Source organism: Novosphingobium sp. BL-S-33 (assembly GCF_056857025.1).
The window spans coordinates 2,152,691-2,174,576 of record NZ_CM166474.1; the positions used below are offsets into that span (position 1 = coordinate 2,152,691).

Below are 21,886 nucleotides of genomic sequence, written 5' to 3' on the forward strand. Positions count from 1 at the left end.
TCTCAGCTATTTCAGGCGTCTTCGCGGTCGCCGGGCAGGCGGCCTAGCACATGTTCGCGGCAATCGGTGCGGACGAAGTGGGCAATATCCTCGTGCGTGATCAACCGCTTGGCGAGCGGCACGACTTGCTCGCCAAGCAGGATGCCGAGCAGGCCGACAAGGGCGATCACCGGGGGCGCGGGTGAGCGCACCCCCAGCAGTCCATAGATCACGCCGACCAGGAGACCGGCGCCGAGCGAGAGGAGGTACATCTTCATGGCCGATTTCCTTTTCCGGTCGGGTCAGGCTGGATCACGTCAATCGCGAGCGAAGGCGAGCAGGTCCGCATTGAGACGGTCCTGATGCGTCTTGGGGAAGCCGTGCGGCGCATCGGCGTAAGCGATGAGCTTGGCATTGGGCAGGATTTCGGCGGAACGCTTGCCGGTGGTCTCGAAGGGAACCACTTCGTCGCGGGTGCCGTGGATGACGAGCGCGGGGATCTCGATGTGCTTCATTTCCTCGCGGAAGTCCGAGGCCCAGAACTGCTCGACACAGGCGTAGAGCGCATTGATGTCGGCCGCCATGCCCTGCTTCCAGAAGTCCATGCGCCAGCCTTCGCTGCGGGGCGCGCCGCCGCCGCGGTGCATGCCGAAGAACACGTCGGGAAAGTCGAGGAAGAACTGCGAGCGGTTGTCGAGCAGCCACTTGCGGGCGCGGTCGGCCACTTCGATGGGCACGCCGTCGGTATTGCCGTTCACGGCGCCCATCAGCGGGGTGACGGCGCCGAGCAGCACCATCTTGGCGACACGGCCGGTGCCGTCAGAGGCCGCGTGGCGGGTGATGTAGCGGGTGATCTCGCCGCCGCCGGTCGAGTGGCCGACAAGGATCGCGTCGTGAAGGTCGAGATGCTGGATCACCGCTGCCAGATCGTCGGCATAAGTATCCATGGTGTTGCCGGTGGCGCTGGCGTCCGAGCGGCCGTGGCCGCGCCGGTCATGCGCAATCACGCGGAAACCGTTGTTGGCAAGGAACTGCATCGTGCCGTCCCACGCGTCCGAACTGAGCGGCCAGCCGTGCGAGAAGACGATTGGGCGGCCCTGTCCAAAGTCGCGGTAGAAAATGCGGGTGCCGTCGATGGTGGTCACGAAAGCCATGATGCAGATCCTTTCAAGTGTGCGAGCGGGGGAGGTGCGCGAAAGGGGAACACCCGAAGGCGTCGCTGAAAAGCGGAAAAATGGGAAGCGGAAAGCGGGACCGGCAGCCGGACGGGGGGTGAGGGCTGCCGGTCCCGAGGGGTTCAGTGGCCGCCTTCGGAGGCACCGAACATGGCTTTGGCGTACTTGATGCCAAGGCCGTAAGCGCCGCCCACTTCGGCTGCGATGCCGGTGGTGGAGTCGTAGGTTTCCGTGCGCGCCCAGTCGCGCTGCAGTTCGAGCAGGTACTGGAGCGAGGTCATCGGTACGGCGCCCAGCTGGATCATGCGCTCCACGGCGCGCTCATGCGCTTCGGGGGAGATGTCGCCGGAAGCATCTGTGATGACATAGGCCTCGAAGCCCTGATCGATGGCCGAGGCGACCGGGCCGACGATGCAGACCGAAGTCCAGAGCCCGGCGAAGACGATGCGCGGCTTGCCGATGCGGTTGACTTCGGCAATCACCGCTTCGTCTTCCCAGGTGTTCATGCTGGTGCGGTCGAGCAGCTTCTGGCCGGGGAAGGGATCGGTCACTTCGCTGAACATCGGGCCGGAGAAGCTCTTTTCCGCAACCGTGGTCAGGATCGTCGGGACCTTGAACGAGGCTGCGGCGCGGCTGACGAGCGCAGCATTGTTGCGCAGCAATTCGGGGGCGATCGACTTGGTGGCGAAGGCCATCTGCGACTGGTAGTCGATCAGGATGAGCGCGTGGTTGTCCGGCGAAAGCAGCGAGTTGCCAGGCTTGGCGGTGGCGGTGATCGTCATCGGGAAGCTCCTTGAGAGAGGCAGCGCTTGCTGCGGTGACTTAACGCTATGAGGATTCGCGTTTTTCAGAAATCCGGATAAATCCGTTCGCATCGTTCTAAAGAGTTGAAAAGATTGCCGGACGGCAGTTCAGGAGCGGGGGGTGATGACGGAAACGCTAACGGCGCGCGCGTTACGGGTATTGTACGGAGTCGACGCAATGGGTGCGCCGGCGGGAGGAACGCTGCCAATGCATCGGCGATGGGGAGAGGGTTGGTGAAGCAAAGCCGGTGCTCCAGAGCGATTCGCAACTGGACCATGGATCGCCCGAGGGCATTGCATTCGTAAGGCAATTCTTGATGGACGGCGCGTTTACTTTGTCCGTTCCGGATCGCGCCGCCCATCGGTCTTCGATATTAGGTGTCACACGTCCGGAAGGTCGAATCCCACCGTGTCAGCCTCGCATTGGGCAACGAAGCGGTCGACCAGCCATGCGGCGGCCGGGCCCGGCGGCGCGTCGCGGCGCCAGATGCCGGCAAGGCGGTAGGTGCCGCCCGGATGCTCGGGCATTTGCAGGCGTACCAGCGTCCCGGCGACCAGATCGGATTCGATCATCGCAAACGGCATATTGCCCCAGCCGATGCCCTGCCGCAGCAGGGCGTGCTTGGCGCCGAGGTCGGCAAGGCGCCAGGTCTTGGGACTCATCACCGAGAAGTCGCGCCCTTCGGTAAAGCGCGAGCGGTCCGACAGGACGAGCTGCGTATATTCGCGCCCGGCGCCCGGCGGGATGTCGGACATGCGGCCCAGCGGATGATCGGGCGCGGCCACGGGAATCATTGCGACCGAGCCGACCGAAACGCTTTCCAGCCCTTCCACGCCCGCGAACAGCGGGCCGGACAGGCCGATGGCGGCCTTGCCGTCCAGCACCATGGCGGTGATCGCGCCCAGTGCCTCCACATGGAGGCGAAGCTGCACAGTGGGGAACTCGGCCGCGAAGGCGCGCAGCACAAGGCCGAGCCGCTCCGCCGGGAACATGACGTCGACCGCCAGATCGACTTCGGCCTCCAGCCCCTCCAGCAGGCCTTTCACTTTGGCACGCAGGCCGTCGATGCCTTCGGCCACGCCGCGCGCTTCGGCCAGCACGGCGCGACCGGCGACGGTAAGCTGCGGCTTGCGGGTGCCTTCGCGGTCGAACAGCAAGAGGCCGAGTTGCGTCTCAAGGTTGGCGATACCATAACTGATCACGGAGACCGCCCGGTTCAGCTTGCGCGCCGCCCCTGCGAAACTTCCGGTATCCACCACGGCCAGAAAGATGCGAAGCTGGTCGAAAGTCGGCGTACCCGGATTACTCACTTATCAACTCCGTCGAATAGTTCAGTCGATTTTATCACTCTGATCAGGAAAGATGGCAAGGCCTATATGGGTCTTCGACAAGGCGGCCACCGGGCTTCACCGGCTCCCCGCCAAGACAGGAGATTTAGGACCATGATCGAACTTCGCCCCTTCGACAGCCTCGGCGGCGCCAATCACGGCTGGCTGGATGCCAAGCACCACTTCTCGTTCGCCGGCTACCACGATCCGGCCCGCGTCCACTGGGGTAACCTGCGCGTCTGGAACGACGACATCATTGCCCCCAAGACCGGCTTCCCGCCGCACCCGCACCGCGACATGGAAATCATTACCTACGTCCGTGAAGGTGCGATCACCCACCAGGACAACCTGGGCAACAAGGGCCGCACCGAGGCCGGCGACGTTCAGGTGATGAGCGCGGGCACCGGGATCCAGCATTCCGAATACAACATGGAGGACGTGGAAACCCGTATCTTCCAGATCTGGATCATCCCCACCCGCAATGGTGAGGAACCCAGCTGGGGTTCGCGTCCCTTCCCCAAGGGTGAGCGTTCGGGCCAGTTCGTGACGCTGGCTTCGGGCTACGAGAACGACAACGACGCGCTGCCGATCCGCACCGATGCGAAGGTGGTGGCAGCCACGCTGAAGGCTGGCGAGACTGCCGAGTATCCGCTGGGCAAGGACCGCAAGGGCTACCTCGTTCCCGCCACCGGCGCGGTGCAGATCGACGACGTTCGCGTCAACGCCCGTGACGGCGCTGCGATCAGCGACCTCGACGTACTGCGGGTAACCGCGATCGAGGACAGCGAGATCGTCCTCGTCGACGCAGCCTGACAATGACGGGGCGGGTGCCACGGTGCCCGCCCTTCCTTTTCCCGGAGAAGCCTGAAATGTCCGTGCAAACTTCCGATGTCGAAGGCGTAGACCTCGTCATTCTTCCCTCGGTCCGCGATCTTGGCGATGGCTTCAAAGTCCGCCGCGCGCTACCCGTCGCGCAGCGCCGCATGATCGGCCCTTTCATCTTCTTCGACCAGATGGGCGAGGCCGTGTTCAAGTCGGGCGAGGGCCTCGACGTGCGCCCGCATCCGCATATCGGTCTTTCCACGCTGACCTATCTGATCGAGGGCGAGATCCTGCACCGGGATTCGCTGGGCTCGGTCCAGCCGATCCGTCCGGGTGAGGTTAACTGGATGACGGCCGGCAGCGGCATCGTCCATTCCGAACGCACCTCTCCCGAAATCCGCGCCACGGGCGGCAAGCTGTTCGGCTTGCAGACATGGGTGGCGCTGCCGAAGGAGGCCGAGGAAATCGGCGCCACGTTCGCCCACCACAAGGCGGACGAGATGCCCGTGGCCGAGGATGCTGGCACGCGCCTGACGCTGGTTGCCGGCACGTCCGACGGGATGACCTCGCCGCTCAAGACCTATTCGGACATGATCTATGCCGACATCGTGATGCTGGACGGCGCGCGCTATCAGCTCAAGGCCGAGCATGTCGAACGCGCGATCTATGTCGTCAGCGGCGCGGTCGAAGTCGTGGGGCAGAGCGGCACGTTCGGAGAGGCCGAACTGGTGGTCTTCCAGCCAGGTGCCGAACTGGTGCTGCGCGCCAAGGGGCAGACGCGGCTGATGCTGCTGGGCGGCGAGCCGCTGCCCGAAGAGCGCCATATCTTCTGGAACTTCGTCTCCTCGTCGAAGGATCGCCTTGAGCAGGCGAAGGACGACTGGAAGGCCCAGCGCTTCGGCACCGTGCCGAACGAACCCGACTTCATTCCGCTTCCTGCCTGAGAGTTTTGGCCATGACGCAAGCTACTGCCACTATCGGCCAGACTCCCTGGCGCACCGAAATCGTGGTCAACGGCCACGCCATCACTGCCGACGAACCCGCCGCGCTGGGCGGGCAGGGGGTGGGGCCGGCGCCTTACGACCTGCTGCTCGCCAGCCTTGGTGCCTGCACCGCGATCACGCTCAAGATGTATGCTGCGCGCAAGGGTTGGGAGTTTGGCGACCTGACTGTCGATCTCGCGCTCAAGGGTGGGAAGGGCGATCTGCATATTGCCCGCACGCTGACGATTACCGGGCTCAATGAGGAGCAGAAGAGCCGTCTTGCCGACATTGCTGAGCGGACGCCGGTGACGTTGACGTTGCGGAATGGTTTGCCGATCGAGACGCGGCTGACGTGAGGGGGCGGGCCCGACTGGCAGGCCCGACCGGCAAACCACCCGTGCGCATCTAAACACCCCGTCATCCCCGCGAAGGCGGGGATCCCGCTTCCTCCCTGCGACCTCGCCTCTGCCTGCAAGGTAGCAAAGAAAAGCGGGGCCCCCGCCTTCGCGGGGGCGACGGATGGCTCTATCGTTATTCTGGGTGGTAAAACGCTCCCAGTCCCGCTCAGCCTGAGCTTGTCGAAGGCCCCTCGGCCAGGCGCTGTGCCAGCATCCTTCGACAAGCTCAGGATGAGCGGGTTGGGGCTTGGTGACCGGGTTGGGAAGGGTGCATTCCCGCAAACTCGCCCGATCCCGCAATCCCGCACCAACCCACAAAAACCACTTGGAACCCGCCCGCAAATCGCACAGGGTCCCGCGATGTCTACGCCGGCCATCGTGGGATGTGCGCGGCGCCAGGGAGCACAAGACGGGTCCATGCATACCGCTTCGTTCGAGCCGGAGCAGCCTGCCAAGCCGACGCGCTGGTATGGCCATCTCTATTTCCAGGTCCTCGTCGCCATCGCGGCGGGGGTACTGATCGGCTATTTCCGGCCCGAAACGGGCGAGGCGCTGAAGCCGCTGGGTGATGCCTTCATCAAGCTGGTGAAGATGGTGATCGCGCCGGTCATCTTCCTCACCATCACCACCGGCATTGCCTCTATGCGCGACCTGAAGGCCGTGGGCCGGGTGGCCGCCAAGGCTTTCGCCTATTTCCTGTTCTTCTCCAGCCTTGCCCTCGTTGTCGGCCTGATCGTGGCCAACGTGGTGCAGCCGGGACACGGGCTCAATATCGATCCCGCCTCGCTCGATGCCTCAAAAGTCGCGCTCTATTCGGAGAAAGCGCATGAGACGAGCGTGAGCGGCTTCCTCATGGCGATGATCCCCGAGACGTTCCTGTCCTCGATGACCGAGGGCAACATCCTGCAAGTACTGGTGGTGGCGATCCTTTTCGGCATTTCGCTTGCCATGCTGGGGGATCGCGGCGCGCCTGCGCTCTCGCTGCTGGAGACGATCTCGATGGTTTTCTTCAAGCTGGTGTCCATCGTCATGAAAGCCGCGCCCATCGGCGCTTTCGGGGCCATGGCCTTCACCGTGGGCAAATACGGCGTCGGCACGCTCGCCAATCTCGCGGGGCTGGTGGCGACGTTCTATTTCACCTCGGCGCTGTTCGTCTTCGTCGTGCTGGGCGCGATGGCGCGGATTGCCGGGTTCTCGATCTTCTCGCTGGTCGCCTATCTCAAGGCCGAGCTGCTGCTCGTGCTGGGTACCTCGTCCTCGGAAAGCGCGCTGCCGCTGCTCATCGAGAAGCTGGAGCGCGCGGGCTGCCCGCGCCCCATCGTCGGCCTCGTGGTGCCCACCGGCTACAGCTTCAATCTCGATGGAACGAACATCTACATGACGCTGGCCGCGCTGTTCATCGCGCAGGCCTGCAACGTGCATCTTTCGCTGGGCGAGCAACTGCTGCTGCTGAGCGTTGCCATGCTCTCTTCCAAGGGCGCGGCGGGCGTTACTGGCGCTGGGTTCATCACGCTGGCGGCCACGCTTTCCATCGTGCCGTCGGTGCCGGTGGCAGGCATGGCGTTGATCCTCGGCGTCGACCGCTTCATGTCGGAATGCCGCAGCCTCACCAACTTCATCGGCAATGCCGTGGCCACCGTGGTCGTCTCGCGTTGGGAGAAGGCGATCGACATGGACCGGTTCCGCGCAGTGATCGCCAATCGCGCCGATGCGGGCGGCGTGCAAACAGCGCAACTTGCCGCCGCGGATTAGCTGGCCTTTCCACTATTGCCCGTGCAGTAATTGCACCTGCTGCCGCGTGACACGGCATGTCCGCCGGTCTATCGAGCAGACGCTAGCTCGCGCCGATCCCTCGGGGGCCTTCCCGGCCCTCTCGTGGTGAGCATTGCCCTTTCTCGGCATTGCCGCCCCGTCCGGCCGGGCGCCTGAAGTCTGTTGAAAGGTCGCCGATGTCCCCCACCCGCCACGCCGCTGCCCGCGCGCTGCTCTCCGATCCGCTGACCAACAAGGGGACGGCTTTCACCGAGGACGAGCGCGACCGTTTCGGCCTGCACGGGCTGCTGCCCCCCCACGTGGGCACGCTCGAAAGCCAGATCGAGCGTCGCCGCAAGGCGCTGGAGGAGAAGGAAAGCGATTTCCAGCGCTACGCCTTCCTGCGCGAGCTTCAGGATTCCAACGAAGTGCTGTTCCATGCGCTGGTCCAGAGCGATCTGCCGCGCATGCTGCCGCTGGTCTACACGCCGACCGTGGGCGAGGGCTGCGAGCGTTTCAGCGAGATCTACCGCCGCCCGCGCGGCCTGTTCCTGAGCTATCCCAACAAGGACCGCATCGACGACATTCTGGCGGACCCCGCCTATGACCGCGTGAAAGTGATCGTCGTCAGCGATGGCGAACGCATCCTCGGTCTGGGCGATCAGGGTGCCGGCGGCATGGGCATCCCGATTGGCAAGCTGGCGCTTTATACCGCCTGCGCGGGCATCCACCCGGCCGAAGTGCTGCCGATCCTGCTGGACCTCGGCACCGACAACCACGCCCGCCGCGAAGACCCGCTCTACATCGGCTGGCGCGCGCCCCGCGTGCGCGGCAAGGACTACGACGATTTCGTCGAGGCTTTCGTCAGCGCCGTGAACGACCGCTTCCCCGGCGTGCTGCTCCAGTGGGAGGATTTCGCGGGCAAGAACGCCTACGACCTGCTCGGCCGCTACCGCGACCGCCTGCTGAGCTTCAACGACGATATTCAGGGCACGGCCGCGACCGCCGTGGGCACGCTGCTTTCGGCCATCCGCAAGACCGGCGTGCCGATCACCGAGCAGCGCGTGGTCCTGTTCGGCGCCGGTGCGGCAGGCAGCGGCGTGGCCGAGATGCTGGTGCAGGCCATGCAGCATGACGGACTGAGCGAGGCCGAGGCCCGCGCGAAGATCTGGGCGGTCGACCGTGACGGCCTGATCCTCTCCGACATTCCGCGCCTGCCGCCCCAGCAGGTGAAGCTGGCGCGCGATCCGGCCGAGATCGCGGCATGGAACCTCACGGGCACCAATCTCATCACCTTGCACGATGTGATCGCCAACGTGAAGCCGACCGTGCTGATCGGCACTTCGGGCCAGAAATCGGCCTTCGACGAGCGCGCGATCCGCACCATGGCGGAAAACGTGGATCGCCCCGTGATCTTCCCGCTCTCCAACCCGCTGTCGCGTGCGGAGGCGCATCCCGAAGACGTTCTCGAATGGACCGGCGGCAAGGCCATTGTCGGTACCGGCAGCCCCTTCGGCACGCCGGGCGTCACGCAGGTCAACAACGTGTACGTGTTCCCCGGCATCGGTCTCGGCGCATTGGCGAGCGGCGCCAGCGGCGTCAGCGACGGCATGTTCATGGCCGCTGCCCGCCGCCTTGGTGAACTGCATGAAGGGGACGGCGGACTGCTGCCGCCGGTGACGGCGCTGCGCGAAGTGGCGCTGGAGATTGCCGTCGCCGTGGCCGCGCAGGCAGTTGCCGAAGGCCTCGCCACCGCCGAGCCCGATACGCTCACGCGTGAAAACATCGCGGCGAGCATGTGGATGGCCGAGTACGCCGCCCATGGCTGAGGCGCAGGACATCGTCAGGGTCGGCCTCATCGGTTACGGCTATGCGGGGGCGACGTTCCACGCGCCGCTGATCGCGGCCGTGCCGGGGCTTTCGCTCGATGCTTTCGTCTCGGGCCAGCCCGAGCGGATCCTGGAGCGTTTCCCGGACGCGACGATCCATGCCGATGCCGAAGCGCTGCTGGGCGATCCGGCGATCGATCTGGTCGTTATCGCTACGCCCAACCAAACGCATTTCCCGCTGGCGCAGGCGGCCCTGCGCGCGGGCAAGCATGTCGTCGTGGACAAGCCGTTCACGCTGGATCTCGCCGAAGCGCGGGCCTTGCTCGCGCTGGCGGCAGAGACCGGGCGGCACCTCACGGTGTTCCACAACCGCCGCTGGGACAGCGACTTCGCGAGCGTGCGCAAGGCCATCGACGAGGGTCTGGTGGGCGATCCCGCGCACCTTGAAATCCACTTCGACCGCTTCCGCCCGCAAGTCCGCGACCGCTGGCGCGAGGGCGACGGACCCGGCGCGGGGATCTGGTTCGACCTTGGCCCGCATCTCACCGATCACGCGCTGCTGCTGATGGGCCTGCCCCAGCGGGTGACCGCTTCGCTTGCCCTTCAGCGGGATGGCTCGCGCAGCACGGATTGGGCGCATGTTGTGCTCGATTTCGGCGGAAAGCGCGCCATTCTGCACGCCTCTATGCTGGTGGCGGGCGGCTCCGGGCGCTTCATCGTCCACGGGACTGCCGGTAGCGCGGTCAAGCAGGGCATGGACGTGCAGGAGAGCCAACTCCTCGCTGGCATGACCCCCGGTGCGCCGGGTTGGGGCGAGGACCCCGATCCGCTCGTGCACTATGACGGTGAAGGCAAGCCGCACAGCATCCCGGCCGAGCGCGGAGATCAGCGCGAGTTCTATCGTCTCGTCGCCGAAGCCGTGCGGGGCAGGGCCGCGAACCCGGTTCCGCCGGTCCATTCTCTGGCCGTGATGGCGGTGATCGAGGCGGCGCAGCAATCGGCGGCGGAAGGGCGCTCGGTGGAACTGCCCCTGAGCGAGGCAGAGCGCTCGGCTTGGGCTGAAAGTCGGTAAGAAAAAGGGATTCTGGGGGATGATCCCCCAGACCCACAAAATGTCTTCGTCGAGCCCAGACGAAGCGTTGCGCTCGCATTCCGGCTTCGAATGGCCTTCGGCCGATGAGCGTAACGGCTGCGCGTCAGGATGACATCCTCACACAAATAACCCCGTCGCCCCCGCGAAGGCGGGGGCCCCGCTTTTCTTTGCGTCCTCGCACAAGGCCAGAAGAACAAGCGGGGTCCCCGCCTTCGCGAGGACGACGGGGTGGTATCGCTTAGGCCGAGATCAGAGGATCCCCGGAAGGTCCAAACCCTTCTCCCGCGCACAATCCAGCGCGATCTCGTACCCGGCATCGGCGTGACGCATCACGCCTGTCGCCGGATCGTTCCACAGCACGCGCTCCAGACGCTTGGCGGCCGCTTCGGTGCCGTCGGCGACGATCACCATGCCCGAATGCTGCGAATAGCCCATGCCGACGCCGCCGCCATGGTGCAGCGAAACCCAGGTCGCGCCGCTCGCGGTGTTGAGCAGGGCGTTGAGCAGCGGCCAGTCCGAAACCGCGTCCGAACCGTCGCGCATGGCCTCGGTTTCGCGGTTGGGCGAGGCGACGGAGCCGCTGTCGAGGTGGTCGCGGCCGATGACGACCGGGGCCTTGAGTTCGCCATTCGCTACCATCTCGTTGAAGGCGAGGCCCAGCCGGTGGCGGTCACCCAGACCGACCCAGCAGATGCGCGCGGGCAGGCCCTGGAACTGGATCTTCTCCCGCGCCATGTCGAGCCAGTTGTGCAGGTGCGTGTGGTCGGGCAGCAGTTCCTTCACTTTGGCGTCGGTCTTGTAGATATCCTCGGGATCGCCGGAGAGCGCGGCCCAGCGGAACGGCCCCACGCCGCGGCAGAACAGCGGGCGGATATAGGCGGGCACGAAGCCGGGGAAGTCGAACGCGTTCTCGACGCCTTCGTTCTTGGCCATCTGGCGGATGTTGTTGCCATAGTCGGTGGTGGGCACGCCCGCCGCCTGGAAGTCCAGCATGGCCTGCACGTGGACCGCCATGGAGGCCTTGGCCGCCTTGGCGACCGCTTCCGGTTCACGCTCGCGCTTTTCGATCCATTCGGCGACGGTCCAGCCGGCGGGGAGGTAGCCGTTGACGGGATCGTGGGCGGAGGTCTGGTCGGTCAGCAAGTCAGGACGAATGCCGCGCGCGAACATCTCGGGCAGCAGTTCCGCCGCGTTGCCGAGCAGGCCGACGGAGACCGGCTTCTTGTCGGCATTGGCCTTCTCGATGATCGCCATGGCTTCTTCGATCGTGCTGGCGGCAACGTCGAGATAGCCGGTGCGCAGGCGCATTTCGATGCGGCTGGGCTGGCATTCGATGGCAAGGCACGAAGCGCCGGCCATCACGGCGGCCAGCGGCTGCGCGCCGCCCATGCCGCCAAGGCCGGCGGTCAGCAGCCACTTGCCCGAAAGGTCGCCGTTGTAGTGCTGGCGGCCCATTTCGACGAAAGTTTCGTACGTGCCCTGAACGATGCCCTGCGTGCCGATGTAGATCCACGACCCGGCGGTCATCTGGCCGTACATGGCAAGCCCGCGCTTATCGAGTTCGTTGAAGTGTTCCCAGTTCGCCCATTCCGGCACAAGGTTGGAATTGGCGATCAGCACGCGCGGCGCATCGGCGTGGGTGCGGAACACGCCGACCGGCTTGCCGGACTGGACCAGCAGCGTCTCGTCCTCGTTCAGGCGGCGCAGCGTCTCGACGATCTTGTCGTAGCTTTCCCAGTCGCGCGCGGCGCGGCCGATACCGCCGTAGACCACCAGTTCCTCGGGCCGTTCGGCCACGTCGGGGTGGAGGTTGTTCATCAGCATGCGCAACGGCGCTTCGGTGAGCCAGCTTTTCGCGGAAAGTTCGGTGCCGGTCGCAGGCTTGATGACGCGGCTGTTGTCGAGGCGGGTCATTGTGTTTCCTCAGGTCAGGATTGCGCGAAGGCGATTGCGGCCTTCAACACGTCTTGCAGGATCGGGGTGAGGGCGGCGGCACGCGCCGCCGAATAGGGCAGGGGCCAGTTGGCTTCGCTCGGCACTTCGGGCTCGTCCATGTAGCCGCGAATGGCGAGTTCCATCTGGATCGCATGGACGCCGCTGGCGGGCTCTCCGTAATGCCGCGTGGTCCAGCCGCCACGGAAGCGGCCATCCAGAACGTGGCTGAGTCCGCTTGCCTTGCAGACTTCGACCACGGCGGCGGAAAGCGCCGGATCGCAGGTCTGGCCGAGGTTGGTGCCGATGTTGAACTGTGGCAATTCGCCGTCGAACAGGCGCGGCACATGGCTGCGGATCGAGTGCGCGTCATAGACCACGACTTTGCCGTGGAGCGTGCGCAGTCGCTCGATCTCGGAGCGTAGCACGGCGTGATACGGATCGAACCAAAGCGCGCGGCGGCGGGTGATCTCGGCCTCATCAGGGCCTTCGGCCTTATAAAGCGGCTCTCCGTCGAACGTGGTCGTCGGGCAGAGTTCCGTCGTCGCCTGCCCGGGATAGAGCGAGGCGCCAGAAGGATCGCGGTTGAGGTCGATCACGCTGCGCGAAACGCGTGCAGCAATCGTCGTCGCGCCAAGCTCGCGGACGAAGGCGTAGAGATCGTCCACCCACCAGTCGGCATCGCGCCGCGCCAGCCATTCCGAGCGGAAGGCCGGGCCGACGTCGGCGAGGTCGGTGCCGACATGTGGAAAGGCGACGACCAGCGGCGCCTCCCCGCGATGAAGCGTGAAGCTCGTGCTCATGCGCTGCGCCTCACACAACTGCCATTACCCACCATCTCGTCATTGCGAGCGTAGCGAAGCAATCCAGGGGCGGCCTTATGCTGCACTGGATTGCCGTGTCGGCTTCGCCTCCTCGCAATGACGAAGGAGGGGGAAGGGACGGAGCGGTGCATCATGCAACGCCGGGCAGCAGGTCGCCGCCGATGTCCACCAGTGCGCCGGAGCGGATCAGCACGTTCGCGGCTTCCATGTCGGGGTGGAAGTGGCGGTCATCCTCCAGCGTCGGTACCTGTGCGCGCAGGGTTTCGCGGGCCTGTTCCAGCACTGTGCTCGATGCCAGCGGGGCGTGGAAATCGATGCCCTGCACGGCGGCGAGCAGTTCGATGCCGATCACCGCGCTGGCATTCTCCACCATGCCGATCAGGCGGCGGGCGCCGTGGGCGGCCATCGAAACGTGGTCTTCCTGATTGGCCGAAGTCGGGATCGAATCGACCGATGCCGGATAGGCCTTCTGCTTGTTTTCGGAGACCAGCGCGGCGGCGGTGACCTGCGGGATCATGAAGCCCGAATTGAGGCCGGGGCGCGGCGTCAGGAACGCGGGCAGGCCAGACAGCGCCGGGTCAACCAGCATCGCCACGCGGCGTTCGGAGATCGAGCCGATTTCGCAGACGGCCAGCGCGATCATGTCGGCAGCGAAGGCGACCGGCTCGGCATGGAAGTTGCCGCCGGAGAGCGCTTCGTCCGCTTCGGGGAAGATCAGGGGGTTGTCGGAAACGCCGTTGGCCTCGATCTCCAGCGTCGTTGCCGCCTGGCGCAACACGTCGAGCGCGGCGCCCATGACCTGCGGCTGGCAGCGCAGGCAGTACGGGTCCTGCACGCGGGCGTCGTTTTCAAGGTGGCTGGCGCGGATGGCGGAACCGTCCATCAGCGCGCGCAGGGCGCCCGCTACCTCGATCTGGCCGGGATGGCGGCGCAGCGCATGGATGCGGCGGTCGAACGGAGTGTCGGAACCTTTGGCCGCCTCGGTCGAGAGCGCGCCGGTGACGAGCGCGGACTGGAACAGGCGCTCCGCCTCGAACAGCCCGGCAAGGGCATTGGCGGTCGAGAACTGGGTGCCGTTGAGAAGGGCGAGGCCTTCCTTGGCGCCGAGTTCGACCGGCGCGAGACCGGCCTCAGCCAGCGCTTCGGCGGCGGGGAGGCGCTTGTCGCCCACGAAAATCTCGCCCACGCCGATCATCGTCGCGGCCATGTGCGAAAGCGGGGCAAGGTCGCCGCTGGCGCCGACCGAACCTTGTGAGGGCACTACCGGCGTCAGGCCCTTGGCCAGCATCGCCTCAAGCAGTTCCACCGTTTCGACGCGCACGCCCGACGCGCCTTGGGCAAGGCTGGCGAGCTTCAGCGCCATCATCAGGCGGATCACCGAAACGGGCGAAGGCTCTCCGGTGCCGGCGGCGTGACTGAGCACGATGTTGCGCTGCAGCGTGGCGAGGTCCTCGTCACCGATGCGCACGCTGGCCAGCTTTCCGAAGCCGGTGTTGATGCCATAGACCGGCTGGCCCTTGGCAAGAATGCGGGCGACGGCAGCCGCGCTTTCGGCGATCACCGGCATGCACTTGGAATCGAGCTTTACGTCGGCGCCGCGATAGATCGCGCGCCAATCCCTGAGGCTCACCGTGCCGGGGGTTAGCAGCACTTCGTTCATTGACCACTCCAGATGCGGGCATGGAGCGGGTTCAGCCCCATGCGATAGACAAGTTCGGACGGATGCTCGACATCCCAGATCGCCAGGTCGCAGCGCTTGCCGGCTTCCAGCGTGCCACGGTCCGCAAGACCGAGCGCGAGCGCGGCATTGCGGGTGACGCCGAGCAGGCATTCATCGACGGTGAGGCGGAACAGCGTCGCGCCCATGTTCATCGTCAGCAGCAGCGAGGTGAGCGGCGAGGTGCCGGGGTTGCAGTCGGTCGCCAGTGCGATCGGCACGCCGGCTGCGCGCAAGGCAGCAATCGGCGGCAGCACGGTTTCGCGCGTGAAGTAATAGGCACCCGGCAGCAGCGTGGCCACGGTGCCGGATGCGGCCATGGCGTCGATCCCGGCAAGATCGAGATGTTCGAGATGATCGGCGGAAAGCGCGCCGAACCGGGCAGCGAGCGCCGCGCCGTGGAGGTTCGAAAGTTGCTCTGCGTGGAGCTTTACCGGTAGGCCATGCGCGCGGGCGGCGGCGAACAGGCGCTCGGTTTGCTGCGCGGAAAAGCCGATGCCTTCGCAGAAGGCGTCCACCGCGTCGGCAAGGCCCTCGCGGGCGACTTCGGGCAGCATGACCTCACAGATATGCTCGATGTAGCCATCGGCATCGCCTGCGAATTCGGGCGGCAGCGCATGAGCGCCGAGGAATGTGGTGGCGATGGAGACCGGCCGCTCGCTGCCCAGCCGCCGCGCGGCGCGCAGCATTCGGAGTTCGCTGGCAAGGTCGAGGCCATAGCCGGACTTTACCTCGACGGTGGTCGTGCCTTCGCCGATCAGCGCGTCGAGGCGGGGCAGGGCGCTGGCGACGAGGTCGTCCTCGCTGGCGGCGCGCGTGGCCGTCATGGTGGAGACGATGCCGCCGCCGGCGCGGGCAATTTCCTCGTAGCGGGCGCCCGCCAGGCGCAGTTCGAATTCGCGCGCGCGGTTGCCGGCGTGGATCAGGTGCGTGTGGCAGTCGATCAGGCCGGGGGTGATCCAGCGGCCCTCGCAATCGGTGACGATGCGGCCTTGCAGCGTGGGTGCATCCGCCTCGGGGCCCGCATAGACAATCCGCCCGTCGGTGACGGCAACCATGCCGCGCTCGATCACGCCGATGCCATCCGCTTGCGGGGCCATCGTGGCGAGGCGGGCGTTGGTCCAGATCGTATCGCAGCGCATGGCGGGCCAGTCTCTCCGGGCGGATCACTCTCTGCCGCGTCTTATTGCATCGGCTCGCGATAATGTATAGACAAAAAGAAATCCAAGGGAGTGCCCGATGTCTCAAGCCCAGCCGCGTCAGTCCTTTACGATCCATGCGGGGCGTGCCTTGTGCGAGTCCGGTTGGGCTCGGGATGTGCGCTTTACGGTCGCGGATGGGCGGATCGCGCGGATCGAGTCGGGTGCCCAGCCGGAAGCGGGCGACGAGCGCCACGCCTGCGTGGTTCCGGGCATTCCTAACCTCCACAGCCACGCCTTCCAGCGCGGCATGGCGGGGCTGGCCGAGCAGCGCGGCAATAGCGACGACAGCTTCTGGACATGGCGTGAAGTCATGTACCGGTTCCTCGACCGCATGACGCCGGAGGACCTCCACGCAGTGGCGGCGCTGGCGGCCATGGAGATGCTGGAAGGCGGCTTCACGCGCCTCGGCGAGTTTCATTACCTCCATCACGATGCCGACGGGCGCGCTTATGCCGATCCCGCGCGCATGTGCGCTGCGGTTGCCGAGGCGGCGGCGGAAACCGGCATCGGGCTGACGCTGCTGCCGGTATTCTACGCCCATTCCGGCTTCGGTGCGGTGGCGCCCAACCATGGGCAGCGGCGGTTCATTCACGATCTGGACGGTTTCGCGCGCCTGCTGGAGGGCGCCCGCGCGGCGGTGTCCGGGCTGGACGAGGCGGTGGTCGGCCTTGCGCCGCACAGCCTGCGCGCGGTGTGCCCGGATGAATTGCTGCGTCTCGAAACGATGGCAGGCGAGGGGCCGGTCCATATCCACATCGCCGAACAGATGCGCGAGGTGGAGGACTGCCTGGCATGGAGCGGTCAGCGTCCGGTCGAATGGTTGCTCGATCACGCGGAAGTGGATCGCCGCTGGTGCATGGTCCACGCCACGCACATGACGCGCGAGGAAACCACGCGGCTTGCCCTCAGCGGCGCGGTGGCGGGGCTCTGCCCGATCACCGAGGCCAATCTGGGAGACGGCCTGTTCCCGATGGCGGACTGGCTGGCGGCGGGCGGCGCTTATGGGCTCGGCAGCGATTCCAACGTGCTGATCGACGCGACCGAGGAAATGCGCCTGCTCGAATACGGCCAGCGACTGTTCACGCGCAAACGCAACCTGCTGGCCGACGCGCAGACGGCTTCGACCGGCGAGGCGATCTGGCAGGCATCGCTCAAGGGCGGTGCACAGGCTTTGGGCGTCGAGGCCGGGCTGAAAGTGGGCTGCGCGTTCGACGCGGTTTCGCTCGATCTCGACCATCCCTCGCTCTGCGCGCGGGGTGAGGGTCGCCTGCTCGACGGGCTGGTCTTTGCGTCCGGGCGATCGGGCATCGATTGCGTCTGGCGCTTCGGCAAGCAGGTGGTTAGCTCTGGCCGCCACCACGCACGCGACGGGATCGTCCGACGCTATCGGATGACTCTGGACCGACTCTGCGCATGACCCTTTCCGAACGTATCCGCCACGATTTCGAGAGCCGCATCCTCTCCGGCACGCTTGCGCCCGGCGAACGCCTGCCGACCGAGCAGGACCTGATGGAACTCTACGGCTGCGCGCGGATGACGGTGAACAAGGCACTCTCCGCGCTGTCCGCTGCCGGGCTGGTCGAGCGGCGGCGTAAGGCGGGCACGTTCGTCGCCCGGCCGCGCGTGCATTCGATGGCGATGGACATTCCCGACCTTGGCGCCGAAGTCGCCGCGCGCGGGCAGGCCTATCGCTTTGCGCTCTCGCGCCGCAAGCTGCTGCGCGCGTTCGATGCGGCGGTGAAGTGGGATGTCGATGGCGAGGTGCTACTGCTGGAGCTTTCGGGCATTCATTTCGCGGACGACGCGCCGATGGCGTGGGAAAACCGCTTCGTGAACGCCGCCGCCGTGCCCGAGATTGTCGAGGCCGAGTTCTCGTCTCCGGGCGGCTGGTTGCTGGAACATGTACCATGGACCGAGGCGGATGCCCGCATCACCGCCGCCGCCGCGACGGGCGCAGAGGCCAAGGCGCTGGCCGTTTCTGCCGGCGCGCCGTGCCTCTGCATCGAACGCCGCACATGGCGCGGGGCCGAGCCGATCACTTATGTCCGCCAGCTTTTCCTTGCCGGGGCTTACGAACTCAACGCCCATTTCGGCCCCTCGGCGGGAAGCCGCTGATTAGCGCCTAATGATTAGTGCCCAATGATTAGTGATAGTGCCCCATGGTCACTTTCAGCATGACCGGTTCCGGGCCGATGTTGAAGCCGTAGTCGATCTGGTCGCCGTTCCAGCGGCGCTTCATGATCCAGCGTCCGTTCTCGAAATGCCCTTCCTCGGCAGAGAGGATTTCGGCCGGACGGCGCGGGTCGGCGGTGGCATCGTCGAGCCGGATGCGCACGTGCTGGCCCATCAGCAGGAACGTGTCGGGGCCGAGCTGCGCCACTGTCGCGCCGCCAACCGGCTTGTCCTTGAGCGGGTGGGCCGTGCCGTCGCTGCCATTCGCGCCGAAGGCCCAGCGTGCGTATTGGACAGTGACTTTCCACGTGCCCATGACGGTCGACTGGTCCGCGGCGTCCGCCGCTTTGGCCGTGCCCCATGTCTGGTTCTCCAGGGAGATCCGAGCCCAGTCCGACGCCATCGGCGCCAGCAGGCCATAAGCGGCGCCAAACGCGGTCACGGCCTCCGCGTCCTCATCGGGCCGGGCGCCGAGCGGATAGTTCGAATAGCCTGAGCTATCCATGCCGAACGGCGCGAAGCCGATCCCGCCGTGCCCCAGTACGGGCCAGAGGAAGCGCGCATGGTCGGGCGAATTGCCGATCTCGGGCACGAGGAGCGGGTTGTCCGCCCGTCCATATCGGTCGAGGATCTTGGCGACGAAAGCCTTGTCGCGGTTGTAGATATCGGGCGCAAGCGCGGCGATGTGCGGGGCGGCGGCTTTCCATACGGCGATCATGTTCCAGCTCGGGCCGCCGTAGGGGCCGGTCTCGCCCGGCTTGTCGCTGTCGGCCGAGCCGAGCGAGGCGTTCACGTACATCGGCAGGTCAAGCTGCGCCTGACCGGCGGCGGCGACCTTGTCGATGTAACCGGCGAAAGCCCATGTGCTGAAGGCCTGCTCGGCGTGGAGGCCGAAGACCTGCTCCCACGTTCCGTTCCTGCCCACGGTGCGGGCGAGAGCGGCGGGAACCGGTCCCCGGAACTGCACTTCGGCTTCGGGCGCATGATCGCGGGCAAGGCCGTAGCTGCCGACTTCGTTTTCGACTTGCACCATGACGACGGTGTGGTCCGGGTCGATCGCTTTCACATGCGCCATCAGCGCGGCAAAGGCGCGGGCGTCGGCCTTGAGCGTGTCGGGATCGTGCGGACTCAGGACCATGTGCGGCGTGCCGTCCGCCTTGCGCATTCGCGCGAAGCGATCGGGCGCGGACTTGACCCACTGGGGCGCATAGCTGGCGCCGGTGTTCTTCCATGTGCCGAACCACAGGATCACCAGCCGCTTGTCATGCGCGCGCGCCTCGCGGACGAGGGTGTCGGGCCACGAAAAGTCGAACTTGCCTTCCTCGGGCTCGATCTGCTCCCAGGCGACGGGCATTTCCAGCGTGTTGGCGTGCATCGCGTCGAGTACGGGCCAGACGGTGGGCAACATCTCGGGATAGTTCGAGCTGTTGTTGGCCTGCGCGCCGAGCACGAGGAACGGCTTGCCGTCCACTTCCAGCGCATGGCGGCCATTCCGCGCGACGATGCGGGGAAGCGGCGTATCGGCAGCGGCAGGAACCGTGCCGAGCACGGTCAGGCCAAGCGCCAGCGAGGACCATCCGGTTACATGACGCACTCGGCGATGAGCCACCGAAAATCCCCTGGACATCAAACGATTTGCCCCTCTTGGTCTTGGCCTGCGCCTCTTGGCATTGGTCCTGCGCATCGTCTTGCAAGTATTGCTTTGCGGATCAACCGGCTGACGAGCGGTCGACCGCCCGAGGGATGCCTGATGGCACTCACTTTGCCTGTTGCTACGGGGTTGCTAAACACCCGTTCAACACGGACGGAGGCAGTCCGTCCCCGAAACGGGAGAAGGCATGACGCAGCAGGCACCCATCGCGCTGGTGACCGGCGCCAGCAGAGGCGCGGGGCGCGGGATCGCCCTGGCCCTCGGCAGTCACGGCTATACGGTCTATGTCACCGGGCGCAGTCAGGTACCGGGCGGCAACGCGCTGCCCGGCACGATCTACGAGACCGCCGAGGCAGTGACCGCCGCCGGGGGACGGGGCGTTGCCGTGGCCTGCGACCACTCCGACGATGCGCAAGTCGCCGCGCTGTTCGAGCGTCTGCTGGCGGACGAGGGGCGGATCGACCTGCTGGTCAACAATGCCGCCGCCATCCATGACGAACTGACCCAGCCCGGCGAATTCTGGGAAAAGCCGCTGAAACTTGTCGATCTCATCAATGTGGGCGTGCGTAGCGGCTATGTCGCCAGTTGGCATGCGGCAAAGGCCATGGGCGCGCGCAATCACGGGCTGATCGTCTTTACCTCGGCGTCGGGCGCGGCGCACTATTCGCTCGGGCCCGCCTATGGCGCGCACAAGGCGGGGATGGACAAGATGGCCTTCGATATGGCGTCAGACTTCCGCCACGCCGGCCGCAAGGTTGCCGCGCTCTCGATCTGGATGGGCGCGCTGATGACGGACCGGCTGAAGGCGATCATGGTCGCCGATCCGGTGAAGTACGGCCATCTCGAAGGACATTGCGAGAGTCCGGAATTCACCGGCCACGTGATTCACGCGCTCTACGGGGATCCGGATCTTGCCGCGCTGAGCGGCCGTACGCTGGTGGGCGCGGAGATCGCGCGCAAGTACGGACTGACCGATGGCGGCCGCGTGCCGCCGACCGCCGCCGAACTCCACGGCGTGGAGCCGCTGAACTTCCACCCCGCCGAAATCCGCTGATCGGACCGCTTGCCATGGGCCGGGTGGCTGACCGTCATCCGGCCACGAATTGGATCAGGTCGTCAACGGCTCGATCAGCGGCGGTGTCAGTGCCCGTGCGGAAAGGGCGACGCTGGCGCGGGTGGATTCGCCGGGAGCGAGCCATGCCAGTTCCTCTGGCTCGCGGTTGTGCGCATCCGTTGCATGGCTCACGGGTTCGACGCAGAAATAATCCTCGCCGGCCGGGCTGAAGACCACCGTGGTTCCCAGGATGTCCGAAGGCGCGAGCGTGAGGGCAAGGTCCCGCAGCGGCCATTCGATCGTGAGCGGGCCCTCCCGTTCGGTATAGGCGGTGTCGACCGCGCGGGCATCGACGGGCTCGCCCTCCCACCAGTCACGGGCCTCGCTGCGCGTGTCGAGCATCAGTGGCAGGCATTCCGCCGTGTTGCGCCACTCGCCCCGATGGGCGCCGCGATAGCGGGTGGCATGGTCGCGCGGGAAATAGGGATGGAAACCAAGCCCGGCCGGCATCCGCTCGGCGCTGAGATTGGTCACCGACAGACCCATGACCAGCCCGGACTCGTCAAGGTGGAAGACCTGCCGCGCACCATACTCCCACGGCCATTCGCCTGCCGGGTGGACATGCTGAAGCACGGCATGGAAATCCGACGCCTCAACCACGTCCCACTCTGCGAGCCAGCCGAAGCCGTGCAGCGGGTGAGGGTGGTCGGAGCCCGGAAAGTTGGGCGCCAGTGCCACCTCGCGGCTGTCAGCGCGAAAACGGCCGTGGGCGATGCGGTTGGAGAATGGCACCAGCGGGAAGCTGGCGACATCGAAAATCGAAGGTCCACTGGCGGGGCGCATCAGCGCCTTCCCCTGCCAGTCGAACCGTGTGACCGAACCGCCCCGTGCGGGATCGAGTTCCAGCCTGTAGTCGCCTGCCCCCAGCACGATCATCAGCGTGTCTCCATCAGAATGCGTTGACTTGGTTTTCCAGTCATTCCTGACGGCCCGGCTTCGGCTCGGGCGTGCGGTTGGACTGGATGCCATGCCCGGCGATCGAAGACAAATGATGCTTCGGGGATGGGGGACGTGCCGATATCGATGCCGAGAAACATGTTCAGGCCCACTCCCACGGGTAACTTCGATTGTGCGACGCCAGGTATTGAACTCTCGTCGGCTGGACAAATAG

Annotated in this window: 19 protein-coding genes; 9 read left to right on the plus strand and 10 right to left on the minus strand. The window is 66.0% G+C overall.

Annotated elements, in window-relative coordinates:
* Window positions 1–11: 11 nt before the first annotated feature.
* The 4 genes from AC1VVM_RS10090 to AC1VVM_RS10105 form a co-directional block, all read right to left on the minus strand.
* Entirely contained in the window at window positions 12–257 is a 246-nt protein-coding gene (locus tag AC1VVM_RS10090) for a DUF1427 family protein (protein ID WP_482903831.1), read from the minus strand.
* 39 nt (window positions 258–296) lie between these two features.
* Complete coding sequence (locus AC1VVM_RS10095; protein ID WP_482903832.1) at window positions 297–1,133, minus strand: alpha/beta fold hydrolase; 837 nt, start codon at window positions 1,131–1,133, stop codon at window positions 297–299.
* 143 nt (window positions 1,134–1,276) lie between these two features.
* A complete protein-coding gene (locus AC1VVM_RS10100) occupies window positions 1,277–1,936 on the minus strand; it encodes a hydrolase (RefSeq protein ID WP_132385011.1) in 660 nt (219 codons plus the stop codon).
* A 402-nt stretch (window positions 1,937–2,338) separates the two neighbouring features.
* Window positions 2,339–3,268: a LysR family transcriptional regulator gene (locus tag AC1VVM_RS10105; RefSeq protein WP_482903834.1), complete on the minus strand. Its 930-nt coding sequence runs from the start codon at window positions 3,266–3,268 to the stop codon at window positions 2,339–2,341.
* Between the two features lie 132 nt (window positions 3,269–3,400).
* On the opposite strand from AC1VVM_RS10105, the gene AC1VVM_RS10110 reads away from it, so the two are divergent.
* The 6 genes from AC1VVM_RS10110 (at window position 3,401) to AC1VVM_RS10135 (ending at window position 10,142) form a co-directional block, all read left to right on the plus strand.
* Window positions 3,401–4,099: a pirin family protein gene (locus tag AC1VVM_RS10110; RefSeq protein WP_482903835.1), complete on the plus strand. Its 699-nt coding sequence runs from the start codon at window positions 3,401–3,403 to the stop codon at window positions 4,097–4,099.
* Window positions 4,100–4,155: 56 nt separating this feature from the next.
* Window positions 4,156–5,052 carry a pirin family protein gene (locus AC1VVM_RS10115; protein ID WP_482903836.1) on the plus strand — a complete coding sequence of 299 codons (897 nt, stop codon included), beginning with the start codon at window positions 4,156–4,158 and terminating at the stop codon, window positions 5,050–5,052.
* A gap of 11 nt (window positions 5,053–5,063) precedes the next feature.
* Complete coding sequence (locus AC1VVM_RS10120) at window positions 5,064–5,447, plus strand: OsmC family protein (RefSeq protein WP_482903837.1); 384 nt, start codon at window positions 5,064–5,066, stop codon at window positions 5,445–5,447.
* 459 nt (window positions 5,448–5,906) lie between these two features.
* Window positions 5,907–7,241 carry a dicarboxylate/amino acid:cation symporter gene (locus AC1VVM_RS10125; protein ID WP_482954982.1) on the plus strand — a complete coding sequence of 445 codons (1,335 nt, stop codon included), beginning with the start codon at window positions 5,907–5,909 and terminating at the stop codon, window positions 7,239–7,241.
* A 197-nt stretch (window positions 7,242–7,438) separates the two neighbouring features.
* On the plus strand, window positions 7,439–9,070 hold the full coding sequence (locus AC1VVM_RS10130) for an NAD-dependent malic enzyme (protein WP_482903839.1): 1,632 nt from the start codon (window positions 7,439–7,441) through the stop codon (window positions 9,068–9,070).
* Window positions 9,063–10,142: an oxidoreductase gene (locus AC1VVM_RS10135; protein WP_482903840.1), complete on the plus strand. Its 1,080-nt coding sequence runs from the start codon at window positions 9,063–9,065 to the stop codon at window positions 10,140–10,142. The genes AC1VVM_RS10130 and AC1VVM_RS10135 overlap by 8 nt, the downstream gene beginning before the upstream one ends.
* Window positions 10,143–10,412: 270 nt before the next feature.
* Here AC1VVM_RS10135 and hutU read toward each other — a convergent pair whose 3' ends face one another.
* From hutU to hutI, 4 genes are all read right to left on the minus strand, one after another.
* On the minus strand, window positions 10,413–12,077 hold the full coding sequence (gene hutU / locus AC1VVM_RS10140) for a urocanate hydratase (protein WP_482954983.1): 1,665 nt from the start codon (window positions 12,075–12,077) through the stop codon (window positions 10,413–10,415).
* Window positions 12,078–12,091: 14 nt separating this feature from the next.
* On the minus strand, window positions 12,092–12,898 hold the full coding sequence (hutG, locus tag AC1VVM_RS10145; RefSeq protein ID WP_482954984.1) for an N-formylglutamate deformylase: 807 nt from the start codon (window positions 12,896–12,898) through the stop codon (window positions 12,092–12,094).
* Window positions 12,899–13,049: 151 nt separating this feature from the next.
* Window positions 13,050–14,579: a histidine ammonia-lyase gene (gene hutH / locus AC1VVM_RS10150; RefSeq protein WP_482954985.1), complete on the minus strand. Its 1,530-nt coding sequence runs from the start codon at window positions 14,577–14,579 to the stop codon at window positions 13,050–13,052.
* Entirely contained in the window at window positions 14,576–15,778 is a 1,203-nt protein-coding gene (gene hutI / locus AC1VVM_RS10155; protein ID WP_482954986.1) for an imidazolonepropionase, read from the minus strand. Before hutI ends, hutH begins: the two co-directional genes overlap by 4 nt.
* A gap of 97 nt (window positions 15,779–15,875) precedes the next feature.
* Here hutI and AC1VVM_RS10160 point away from each other — a divergent pair, with 97 nt between their 5' ends.
* Together AC1VVM_RS10160 and AC1VVM_RS10165 are read left to right on the plus strand one after the other, a co-directional pair.
* Window positions 15,876–17,255: a formimidoylglutamate deiminase gene (locus AC1VVM_RS10160; protein WP_482954987.1), complete on the plus strand. Its 1,380-nt coding sequence runs from the start codon at window positions 15,876–15,878 to the stop codon at window positions 17,253–17,255.
* On the plus strand, window positions 17,246–17,953 hold the full coding sequence (locus AC1VVM_RS10165; RefSeq protein WP_482956340.1) for a UTRA domain-containing protein: 708 nt from the start codon (window positions 17,246–17,248) through the stop codon (window positions 17,951–17,953). The genes AC1VVM_RS10160 and AC1VVM_RS10165 overlap by 10 nt, the downstream gene beginning before the upstream one ends.
* 28 nt (window positions 17,954–17,981) lie before the next feature.
* On the opposite strand, the gene AC1VVM_RS10170 is transcribed toward AC1VVM_RS10165, so the two are convergent.
* Window positions 17,982–19,619 (minus strand): DUF5597 domain-containing protein, encoded by a 1,638-nt coding sequence (locus AC1VVM_RS10170; protein ID WP_482954988.1) that lies wholly within the window; start codon window positions 19,617–19,619, stop codon window positions 17,982–17,984.
* 229 nt (window positions 19,620–19,848) lie between these two features.
* On the opposite strand from AC1VVM_RS10170, the gene AC1VVM_RS10175 reads away from it, so the two are divergent.
* Complete coding sequence (locus AC1VVM_RS10175) at window positions 19,849–20,715, plus strand: SDR family NAD(P)-dependent oxidoreductase (RefSeq protein ID WP_482903847.1); 867 nt, start codon at window positions 19,849–19,851, stop codon at window positions 20,713–20,715.
* Between the two features lie 54 nt (window positions 20,716–20,769).
* Here AC1VVM_RS10175 and AC1VVM_RS10180 read toward each other — a convergent pair whose 3' ends face one another.
* Window positions 20,770–21,651, minus strand: coding sequence for an aldose 1-epimerase (locus tag AC1VVM_RS10180; RefSeq protein ID WP_482954989.1), 882 nt, complete (start codon window positions 21,649–21,651; stop codon window positions 20,770–20,772).
* Between the last annotated feature and the right edge of the window lie 235 nt (window positions 21,652–21,886).